Raw genomic sequence first — 9742 nt, forward strand, 5'->3', positions numbered from 1 at the left:
TCTCATGCAGTTCTATATCTTCTAACTTTATGATTAGCAAAGAACCTGTAATCGCCATCAAACATATTAACCATTATTATGGAAAAGGAGTCCTCAAAAAACAAATATTATTTGATATCAACCTAGATATATATGCTGGAGAAATTGTAATTATGACTGGACCATCAGGTTCAGGTAAAACTACATTATTGAGCTTAATTGGTGGGTTGCGGTCTGCACAAGAAGGAAGTCTGAAATTGTTAGGTGAAGAACTACTAGGCGCTAGTCAAAGCAAGCTGGTACGGATGCGACGCAACATTGGTTATATTTTTCAGGCTCATAATTTGTTGGGGTTTTTAACTGCTAGACAAAATGTCCAAATGGCAGTGGAATTAAATCCGAGAGTTTCTCAATCGTTGGCTATTCGTAAGTCAGAAGCAATGCTGGGGTCAGTTGGTTTAGCAGAACGGATGAATTACTACCCAGACAATTTATCAGGTGGACAGAAACAAAGAATAGCGATCGCTCGCGCCTTAGTCAATCATCCCCCATTAGTCCTAGCAGATGAACCTACAGCCGCATTAGACAAACAATCAGGACGTGACGTTGTAGAAATTATGCAGCGTCTAGCCAAAGAACAGGGAACAGCTATTTTGTTAGTCACCCATGATAACCGCATCTTAGATATCGCTGATCGCATCGTGGAAATGGAAGATGGTCTTTTAACTCGTGATGCCCAAAACCTAGCTATCACTCACAAACCTGGACAGCAAGTTGAACATCCTCATTAACTACACCTTGAAATATAGGTAAATATCAAGATGTAGTCTCATTTGTTTCTGGAAAGCCCACTAGTTGCACCTTGAATACACAATTATTGTTTACTTACTCAAACCTGAAAGTTTCAAGTTTGCTTCTGTTGGGGTACAGAAATATTTGGTTGGCGAGTAGTACGAAAAGTCACATTTACCCCTTCATTGGATTGTTCCAAAACAAGTAGAGGCGTGGGTTTAGCCTTCTGATCCCAATGCATATAGACAATCCGACCTTGAATAGTTGGTTGCCATGTATCGTCATCTTCCCTAGGACTAAGGTAAGTTTCTATACAATCCATTATTTGGCTAATAGTAGCAGAAGTAGCTTGTGTAGGTAACTTCATCAACCGAATTTGAATCCGAAACAGCACTCGCTTGACAATGTTGGGCGAAATACCAGTTTCATGCTCAACATCAAAAATTTCATCTACTTGCCTACCGGTGTTGCTGGCAATGCCAACTTGTCCCTGTTGAGATTGATTTGGGCGCAGTGCCAGAGAAATTCTATCTTTAATCTTGAGTTTAACTTGATTAACAATCCCAAAATGAAACACCTCCTCTGACATCCGCATTCGCAAATAATCAAGGTTAAAGTCTCGTGAGTGAACTAAATCTGGGTTAGTTTCCATTTTGCGAATGGTTTCCAGGGCTAACTTCAACTTTTTTTCTAGTTCTCGCGTGCGAAATTTTTCAAACTTGACTTTTTTCTCATACTGACGCACTAAAATTTTGCCATACACAATTACAGCAATTAGCACTAAAAGCAGTCCTCCACTGGCAACCATCAATAACGGTGGTATATAAGACTCGCTGGCTTGTACCACCTGGGTTGTCTTTCTTGGGTTAGAACCTGAAGACTGGGCCAGAAAAATTTTACTGAGCATGGTTAACAAACTAAAAGATTTGACTCCTAATGTTTAGGATGCCCCAATCTTTGATGTGAAATTACTGTAATGTTAATATTTTTTTACATCTTGTGGTAGTTTTCATATGTACCGACACATTGGCAACCCTGATGAATCTACAACAATTGTCCAATATATCTACTGATTTCAGGAATATTCGTCTCGTAGCCACAGATATGGATGGTACTTTGACGAACCAGGGAAAATTTACATCGGTACTGTTACAAGCCTTAGAAAATTTAGCTACCGCTGGAGTTAAAGTACTGATTGTGACTGGACGTTCAGCCGGATGGGTAAGCGGACTCAGTAGCTTAATGCCAGTTGCCGGTGCTATGGCTGAAAATGGGGGTTTGTTCTACCCATCTCAACATCTAGAACCAGTAGCTTTAACACCCATTCCTGATTTAGTTGTACATCGTCAACATTTAGCCACAGTCTTTGCAAAATTACAAATTCAATTTCCCCAAATCAGGGAATCTGCTGATAATCGCTTTCGTGTGACTGACTGGACATTTGATGTCGCTTCTTTGACTCTCAATGAACTGCAAAATATTGGTAATATTTGTCAGGACATGGGTTGGGGATTTACGTACAGCAATGTCCAGTGTCACATTAAACCCCAAGGACAAGATAAGGCTGTGGGATTGTTGCAAGTACTGCACCAATACTTCCCTGAATATTCACTTAAGCAAATTGTGACTGTTGGTGATAGCCCCAATGATGAGAGTTTATTTAATCGGCGTTATTTTCCTCTTTCTGTAGGTGTGGCTAATGTGCTGCAATATGCAAATCAGTTACAGTATCAACCTGCTTATTTAACTACTGCGGCTGAAGGAGAAGGATTTTGCGAGTTATCTAGTTATATTTTACAAAGCTTTTCAACCCCACACCCGCCCCAATAGGATTTGGTTAAAACTAAACAGTTAAACATAAGCCAAATGGTTACAGTTTACTTATGCAACTCATATAACATTTTTATATATATTATTGGCGCTAAAATTTAGTGATTATCATTGCTAAATATTCGTGAAAGCAGGTAGGTTAGGACATCCACTGATAATAAAACTCAGACATAGAAAGACTTTCAAGCATTTTTTTTGCTATATATGGGATAGCAATATTCAACATCAGTAATTAATAAGTTAAGGTAATACCATTTTTATTATTTCTTTGTTATTTTGTATTTAACGGGACAGTTCTTGAACATAGTCTGAGTTTAAATAGCAATTAGTTAAACCTGTTCTCTGCTTATTCCATAGAGAAGATCCTACTTAAATTTGTCTTCCATCTTTTTCTCAACACAGTGCAGATTTGTGAAACAAATTGCATGGAAGTAAGTCAAAGAAGGTACATCTTTCATTAATCTAAGTACAACTGGATTTACAATTATGATCACAACCAATAGTCAACCTATCATTCTCCCTACCTTGATTAACCCTATGGGAGAAAGCCACCAAGCTGGTAATAAATCTGATTTTTTACAACCAATACGTCAAAAGTTGGATGGAATGGAGATTCAGAACCGCAAATTAGCTAAATTTATTGCCAAACTGATTCCTGCTCAGTGTCCATTTGAACGCGATATTATCGTTTTTGGTCGCAAAATTGGTCACATTCCCCCAATGTGCAAGCTCAATCCACTGTATGATCAATTTGTAGGCTTGCGTTTTCGTGCATTGTGCTATTTAGTAGATCAGTGCGGAGAAGATATCCAATCTTACTGCTAAATACAACTAGATCCAACATCGCATGGAAATTAAAGTCGAGCATCAACCTACTCAAGAACATCTCCACAATTTAGGTGTATACAAATGGGCAATTTGGCAAAAAGAAGTTTCCAAATTCCCGTGGACTTATGATTCTCAAGAAACTTGTTACTTCTTAGAAGGTGATGTAATTGTAACTCCTGATGGAGGACAACCAGTGCAAATGGGTAAAGGTGATTTGGTAACTTTTCCCGCAGGTATGTCTTGTATGTGGGAAATTACCAAAGACGTAAAAAAACATTATTGCTTTGATTAGTCAAGCACCAATATTTTCTATATCTCTTAGGATTGTTGACAATCCAGAAAAAAACATCTCATCATTTAGTTAGAGTCAGTTTTATCTGGAGATTCGCAATGAGTTTTATTAGCTAAAGTTGCAGTATCGGTAAATTGTTTATATCCGTGTCGTTCAAAACTTGTTGCGACTCCATCTCTTAATAGAGAATTTCTATGATAATTATAGCGGCGCTTACGCCAGTAGCGTAACCCAAAAGCTCCCCCTAGAATCAGTAAACCGGTAGTGGAATTAAATTCAAAAGAAACAGGAGTAGCATTTAAAGTAGCATTGAGTTGTATATTGTCAATTCGGTTATTACCTGCGCTATTTGTTGCGCCATTAAAAGTAATGCGAAAGAAGGCTGTAGAGGCACTATCTATGGCATTAGCATTGCTGAAGTCAAAAGTTTGTAGAGCGAAACTTGTTGTTGGGTTATAGGGATTTGTGCCGCTAATTCCTACTGTTGAAAATGTAGTTCCATCTATAGACCATTCAACTAAATCGCTATTGAAACCTGTGCTTGTTTTTTGGGTTGCGAATGTGAGAATTGGGTCGGAATATTGTGAGAGATTAAACTGAAGTGTAATATTGTTACCGTTATTAATATTGGATATACCACCTTGCAGAGCAAGAGCATTACCAGCAGGAGCGCTACCCACAGCATTGATGGTTGTACCACCAAAATAGGTAATATTTGCAGGTACGAAATTACTTGTTAGCGTACCATTACCTTGACTAGAATTTAAGTTGCTGTTGTTGAAGTTCCATGAATCGACAAAGGTGAGAGCTTGAACATCATCAGAAGAAGCAACGGTGAAACCCAAAGTCAGCGCAGAAATTAACAGAAAAGGCGACCGTGAAATAACACCCTTCACCATAAGAATTGATATTTTAAGTTATTTCATGAATATATCAAGATTGTCACTGTTCAGCAAGATATTATTTGATTTTTGATAATTTAAGTAAATTCACTAATATTTTCTTGACTAATTCGGTGGTAATACTGAATAGACAAACAATCACTTATAATAGATTTAAGAATAAATTCAAATACAAAATGCTATTACATTTAAGCACCTGGACGGAAGTTGAAATTTATTTACAGCAATCTCAAGGTATTATTTTACCAATTGGTTCAACTGAACAACATGGCCCAACTGGATTAATTGGTACTGATGCAATTTGTGCAGAAGCAATATCCCGTGGAGTTGGTGAAGAAACTCAAGCGATGGTTGCACCAACAATAAATGTGGGAATGGCATTACATCATACTGCTTTTCCGGGAACAATTAGTTTGCGTCCTAGCACTTTAATTTTAGTGGTGAAAGATTATTTAACTTGTTTAGTTAAAGCTGGTTTTACCAAGTTCTATTTTATTAATGGACATGGGGGAAATATCGCTACTCTCAAAGCTGCTTTTTCAGAAACTTACGCTCATTTAGAAGATTTGCAAATTCCCAATTCCGCAAAAGTGCAATGTCAAGTTGCTAATTGGTTTATGTGTGGTTCTGTGTATAAACTTGCCAAGGAATTATATGGAAATCAAGAAGGTTCTCATGCTACCCCTAGTGAAGTAGCTGTGACTCAATACGTTTATCCTGAAGCAATTAAACAAGGATATTTATCTCCTGAAGTTGCTTCTGGACATAGAATTTATGGTGCAGTTAATTTTCGAGAAAGTTACCCTGATGGAAGGATGGGTTCTAATCCTGCTTTAGCTACTCCAGAACACGGTAAACAGTTTTATGATTTGTCTGTGGAGGAATTGAGTAAGGGGTATTTAGATTTTGTGAAAGCTGAATGAAATGAATCGCACTTTTGCGTGAGATACTTAAGGAAAGTAAACTGATAAAAATATCGTGATTAATGAGTACGAAAACACTCTCACTGATTTAATTGAACTTTTAGAATCATCCCGACGTGCAGCCGCTCGTTCAGTTAATGCTATCATGACAGCCACTTACTGGGAAATTGGGCGGCGAATTGTAGAACTTGAGCAAGGTGGAGAGAAACGAGCGGAGTACGGCGCATCAGTTATCAAAAGGCTTTCTACAGACTTAACTCAAAGAATTGGCAAAGGTTTTTCTACACGTAATTTAGAGTTAATGCGTCTTTTTTATTTGGAATGGCAAATTTCGCAAACAGTGTCTGCGGAATTCAGTTTAGCCACTTTAGCTGAAAAATTTCCTTTACCTTGGTCGCATTATGTTCGTCTTATGTCAGTCAAAAATTTAAAAGCTAGAACATTTTATGAAACTGAGTCTTTACGTTCTGGTTGGAGCGAAAGACAACTAAAAAGGCAGATAGAAAGTAAGTTTTATGAACGAGTAGCACTATCACAAAATAAAACTGCGTTACTCAAAAAAGGTGAAGAAACACAGCCAGAAAATATCATTACTCCAGCGCAAGAACTTAAAGATTCTTATGTATTAGAATTTTTAGGATTGAAGGATGAATATTCAGAAAGTGATTTAGAACAAGCATTAATTGATAGTCTTGAAGACTTTTTGTTAGAATTAGGAAGTGAATTTGCTTTTGTCGGTCGTCAAAAACGTTTGCGGATTGGAGATGAATGGTATAGAGTAGATTTATTATTTTTTAATCGTGTATTAAAATGTCTGATTGTCATTGATTTGAAACTTGGTAAATTAACTCCTGCTGATACTGGACAAATGAATTTTTATGTTAATTATGCTAGAGAAAATTGGACATATCCTGGAGAAAATCCTCCAATTGGACTAATACTTTGTAGTGAAAAAGATGAAGCTGTTGCACATTATGCATTAACAAATTTACCCAATATTTTATCCGCAGAATATCAACTAAAATTACCTGATGAAGAAAAGCTGGCATTACAAATAGAAGAAGCGAGGAAAGCTATAGAGGAAAAAATGTTAGTTTCCCAAAAAGACAACTTAAATTCTTAATCTGTTTTACCATCGGGACAGGCATGATGCCCATCCCATAAACTAACTAACTCTAACTTTGAGCAATACCTTCTTCTCGTGCAGCTTGTTGAACAGCAGCAGCCACCGCAGTAGCAACACGTTTATCAAAGACGGAAGGTATAATATGTTCCCGATTCAAATCCGAGGGTTTAACTAAAGAAGCGATCGCACTGGCAGCTTCTAAACACATAGTGGTAGTAATCGTACTAGCCCGACAATCTAAAGCCCCACGAAACACGCCAGGAAAAGCCAGGACGTTATTGATTTGGTTGGGGTAGTCACTCCGACCCGTAGCCATGACAGCGACGTTCTTAGGGGCTAATTCTGGTTGAATTTCAGGAATGGGATTAGCCATTGCAAACACAATTGCATCTTTCGCCATTCCTTGTACCATCTCTGGTGTCAAAACTCCGGGTGCGCTGACACCAATGAAGACATCTGCACCTTGGACTGCACCGGCTAAAGTTCCTTGGGCTTTAACTGCAAATTCCTGTTTTTCTGGGGTTAAGTCGGTACGAGTAGTGGATATAATTCCCTTAGAATCGCACATCCAGATGTGTTCTGCTCCAGCTTTGCGGAGTAAACGAGCGATCGCTACTCCAGCAGCACCAGCACCATTAATGACAATGCGGATGTCTGCAATTGACTTCTGTACGAGTTTTAGAGAATTAAACAATGCGGCCAAGGTGACAATTGCTGTACCATGTTGGTCATCGTGAAAAATCGGGATATCTAATTCTGCTCGCAGTCTTTGTTCAATTTCAAAACAGCGCGGTGCAGCAATATCTTCTAAATTCACACCACCAAAAACTGGGGCGATATTTTTCACGGCTTGGACAATCTCATCTGTATCTTGGGTAGCAAGACAGATAGGAAAGGCATCAAGCCCTGCAAATTCCTTAAATAACATGGCTTTACCTTCCATGACTGGTAAAGCAGCAGCAGCCCCTAAATTGCCCAATCCCAATACAGCACTACCATCGGTGACAATGGCAACGGTGTTTTGTTTGATAGTAAGATTGTAAACTTCTTCTGGATTTTGGGCGATCGCTGTACAAATCCGGCCAACTCCAGGAGTGTAAGCCATTGCTAGGTCGGAAACACTCCTCAAGGGGATTCTACTAGTAATACTAATTTTGCCACCACGATGTAAATTAAAAGTGCGATCATAGACACTGATTACCTTAATGTCTGGTAATATTTTTACAGCTTGGACAATGGTTTCAGCGTGTTCGGTACTAGCCGCATCAACTGTAATATCACGGATTGATTCTTGACGAGTTTGTTCAATTAAATCAATTTGTCCCAGATTACCACCACACAGAGCGATCGCTTGAGTTACAGATGCTAACATCCCCACACGATTGGGAATCTGCAACCGCAGGGTGACACTAAAACTAGAATTAGGAGTTAGATTTGTCATTGTGCTTTGTGCGATTTTAAATTTTAGATTTTATATTGAATTGCGTTGTTAAATGATATTTTTGAAAATTAAATATGGAAAATTAAATATGATATTTAATGCTGGTAGTTAGGCGGGTATAGGAAGATTACGCAAACTATTGTATCAAAAGATATAAACACAAAACCAGTATTTACAGAATTTTGAAATATGTATCCTACCCATTATGAAAGATAAAATGTTCATAGGAATACATAATAAAATTTGGTTGATAAAATTGGAATATAATTTGGAAAATTAGGAAATTTTTATATTATTTTGAATAATTAATATAAACCCAGTATCATTTTTAAATTTTTGCATCTTCTCTTTGTGAGAATATTGAAATTGTGGTTTTTTTCTATTAGCTATATATGCTTTTTTGGATTTATATTCTACTAAATCATGATAATTTATAAAAACACTAATTGTATTTCTAAGTTGTCTATCACCGTCTTCTATCCAAACAATATTAGTATAGTTTCTCTCTTTCAACTCCACAAAAATAATTTTGCTTTCATAAGTTAGCATACCATCACAACGACTATCCATTTTACCATCTGGTTTGAGAATTTCAATACAATTATCAATAGCGGTAAATATTACCTCTATTCCTTGATTATTCTCAACAATAGCAATCCAGGTGTAATAGGATCAATGTTTAATTTTTCATCTTGAAAAGAAAAATAAAAAGCATTGCCTACATATTTAATTTCAGTTTCTGGCAAGAAATAATTCTTTAAGTTATGATAGTTACAATATGTTTTAACAAACCTATTATAGTTTGTTACATATTTTATTTCTAAATTTCTACGATACAACTGTTTTTCTAACCAACTTAAGGTTGAAATTAGTTTAGCAAGACTACTTTTTCCTGTTCCTTGATTACCAATAAAAACAGTAATTTTGCGGATATCTATAAATCCATTATTTTCTGCAAAACCTGACTTAATTTGTCCGAAATTTTTAACTTTTATTTGACTCATATATCATTTTTGTTTCTAGCACAAATATTATAATTCAAACTCTGATTAACAATAATTTATTTTTCATAATAAAAATGCCCCCCATTTCTGGAGGGCATTTTTTATTTAACTAAGCTTATTAAACCCAGTTGAAATATTAACCGTTGATTGCAGGTGCAGTGAGAGCAACAGGAGCAACATCACCAGCAGCCAAGTCTAAGGGGAAGTTGTGAGCGTTACGCTCGTGCATTACTTCCATACCCAAGTTAGCGCGGTTGATTACATCAGCCCAAGTACCAATTACACGACCTTGAGAATCAATGATGGATTGGTTGAAGTTGAAACCGTTCAAGTTGAACGCCATTGTGCTGACACCCAAAGCGGTGAACCAGATACCAACTACTGGCCATGCAGCCAAGAAGAAGTGTAAGGAACGGCTGTTGTTGAATGAAGCGTATTGGAAAATCAAGCGACCGAAGTAACCATGTGCTGCAACGATGTTGTAGGTTTCTTCTTCTTGACCGAATTTGTAACCGTAGTTTTGTGATTCGGTTTCGGTTGTTTCACGAACCAAGGAAGATGTTACCAAAGAACCGTGCATTGCAGAGAACAAGGAACCACCGAATACACCTGCTACTCCCAACAT

General features: G+C 37.3%; 12 protein-coding genes. 6 read left to right on the forward strand and 6 right to left on the reverse strand.

The genetic code is table 11. The features are described from left to right. The first annotated feature begins 29 nt into the window (after window positions 1–29). Window positions 30–770, forward strand: coding sequence for a DevA family ABC transporter ATP-binding protein (locus H6G59_RS22185; RefSeq protein WP_190718551.1), 741 nt, complete (start codon window positions 30–32; stop codon window positions 768–770). A gap of 113 nt (window positions 771–883) precedes the next feature. Here H6G59_RS22185 and H6G59_RS22190 read toward each other — a convergent pair whose 3' ends face one another. After that, complete coding sequence (locus H6G59_RS22190; protein WP_190718554.1) at window positions 884–1678, reverse strand: hypothetical protein; 795 nt, start codon at window positions 1676–1678, stop codon at window positions 884–886. A gap of 131 nt (window positions 1679–1809) precedes the next feature. Here H6G59_RS22190 and H6G59_RS22195 point away from each other — a divergent pair, with 131 nt between their 5' ends. The 3 genes from H6G59_RS22195 (at window position 1810) to H6G59_RS22205 (ending at window position 3721) form a co-directional block, all read left to right on the forward strand. Beyond that, the gene (locus H6G59_RS22195; RefSeq protein WP_190718557.1) at window positions 1810–2601 is read left to right on the forward strand and encodes an HAD family hydrolase; all 792 of its coding nucleotides are present in this window, start codon (window positions 1810–1812) and stop codon (window positions 2599–2601) included. A 486-nt stretch (window positions 2602–3087) separates the two neighbouring features. After that, the gene (locus H6G59_RS22200) at window positions 3088–3426 is read left to right on the forward strand and encodes a Mo-dependent nitrogenase C-terminal domain-containing protein (RefSeq protein ID WP_127056184.1); all 339 of its coding nucleotides are present in this window, start codon (window positions 3088–3090) and stop codon (window positions 3424–3426) included. A gap of 22 nt (window positions 3427–3448) precedes the next feature. Continuing rightward, window positions 3449–3721, forward strand: a complete 273-nt coding sequence (locus H6G59_RS22205; protein WP_190718560.1) for a cupin domain-containing protein — start codon at window positions 3449–3451, stop codon at window positions 3719–3721. A 65-nt stretch (window positions 3722–3786) separates the two neighbouring features. Here the strand turns inward: H6G59_RS22205 and H6G59_RS22210 are convergent, their stop codons facing one another. Beyond that, window positions 3787–4620 (reverse strand): PFE-CTERM domain-containing protein, encoded by an 834-nt coding sequence (locus H6G59_RS22210; protein ID WP_190718563.1) that lies wholly within the window; start codon window positions 4618–4620, stop codon window positions 3787–3789. Window positions 4621–4799: 179 nt separating this feature from the next. Here H6G59_RS22210 and H6G59_RS22215 point away from each other — a divergent pair, with 179 nt between their 5' ends. Beyond that, complete coding sequence (locus tag H6G59_RS22215) at window positions 4800–5546, forward strand: creatininase family protein (protein ID WP_190718566.1); 747 nt, start codon at window positions 4800–4802, stop codon at window positions 5544–5546. A 55-nt stretch (window positions 5547–5601) separates the two neighbouring features. Next, window positions 5602–6669: a PDDEXK nuclease domain-containing protein gene (locus tag H6G59_RS22220; RefSeq protein ID WP_190718569.1), complete on the forward strand. Its 1068-nt coding sequence runs from the start codon at window positions 5602–5604 to the stop codon at window positions 6667–6669. Between the two features lie 52 nt (window positions 6670–6721). On the opposite strand, the gene H6G59_RS22225 is transcribed toward H6G59_RS22220, so the two are convergent. The 4 genes from H6G59_RS22225 to H6G59_RS22240 all read right to left on the reverse strand — a co-directional run. After that, window positions 6722–8113, reverse strand: coding sequence for a malic enzyme-like NAD(P)-binding protein (locus tag H6G59_RS22225; protein ID WP_190718572.1), 1392 nt, complete (start codon window positions 8111–8113; stop codon window positions 6722–6724). Between the two features lie 276 nt (window positions 8114–8389). After that, the gene (locus H6G59_RS22230) at window positions 8390–8683 is read right to left on the reverse strand and encodes a hypothetical protein (RefSeq protein ID WP_199332114.1); all 294 of its coding nucleotides are present in this window, start codon (window positions 8681–8683) and stop codon (window positions 8390–8392) included. Window positions 8684–8739: 56 nt separating this feature from the next. After that, window positions 8740–9117 carry an AAA family ATPase gene (locus tag H6G59_RS22235; protein WP_199332115.1) on the reverse strand — a complete coding sequence of 126 codons (378 nt, stop codon included), beginning with the start codon at window positions 9115–9117 and terminating at the stop codon, window positions 8740–8742. Between the two features lie 136 nt (window positions 9118–9253). Continuing rightward, the coding region (locus H6G59_RS22240) for a photosynthetic reaction center family protein (protein ID WP_479686172.1) at window positions 9254–9742 on the reverse strand (489 nt) is incomplete at its 5' end.

The organism is Anabaena lutea FACHB-196 (genome assembly GCF_014698305.1).
Classification (GTDB): Bacteria; Cyanobacteriota; Cyanobacteriia; order Cyanobacteriales; family Nostocaceae; genus Anabaena; species Anabaena lutea.

Bases quoted from the DNA above. Each gene is read 5' to 3' on its own strand.
- H6G59_RS22185 (WP_190718551.1), top strand. From the start codon at position 30: ATGATTAGCAAAGAACCTGTAATCGCCATCAAACATATTAACCATTAT.
- H6G59_RS22190 (WP_190718554.1), bottom strand. From the start codon at position 1,678: ATGCTCAGTAAAATTTTTCTGGCCCAGTCTTCAGGTTCTAACCCAAGA.
- H6G59_RS22195 (WP_190718557.1), top strand. From the start codon at position 1,810: ATGAATCTACAACAATTGTCCAATATATCTACTGATTTCAGGAATATT.
- H6G59_RS22200 (WP_127056184.1), top strand. From the start codon at position 3,088: ATGATCACAACCAATAGTCAACCTATCATTCTCCCTACCTTGATTAAC.
- H6G59_RS22205 (WP_190718560.1), top strand. From the start codon at position 3,449: ATGGAAATTAAAGTCGAGCATCAACCTACTCAAGAACATCTCCACAAT.
- H6G59_RS22210 (WP_190718563.1), bottom strand. From the start codon at position 4,620: ATGGTGAAGGGTGTTATTTCACGGTCGCCTTTTCTGTTAATTTCTGCG.
- H6G59_RS22215 (WP_190718566.1), top strand. From the start codon at position 4,800: ATGCTATTACATTTAAGCACCTGGACGGAAGTTGAAATTTATTTACAG.
- H6G59_RS22225 (WP_190718572.1), bottom strand. From the start codon at position 8,113: ATGACAAATCTAACTCCTAATTCTAGTTTTAGTGTCACCCTGCGGTTG.
- H6G59_RS22230 (WP_199332114.1), bottom strand. From the start codon at position 8,683: ATGGATAGTCGTTGTGATGGTATGCTAACTTATGAAAGCAAAATTATT.
- H6G59_RS22235 (WP_199332115.1), bottom strand. From the start codon at position 9,117: ATGAGTCAAATAAAAGTTAAAAATTTCGGACAAATTAAGTCAGGTTTT.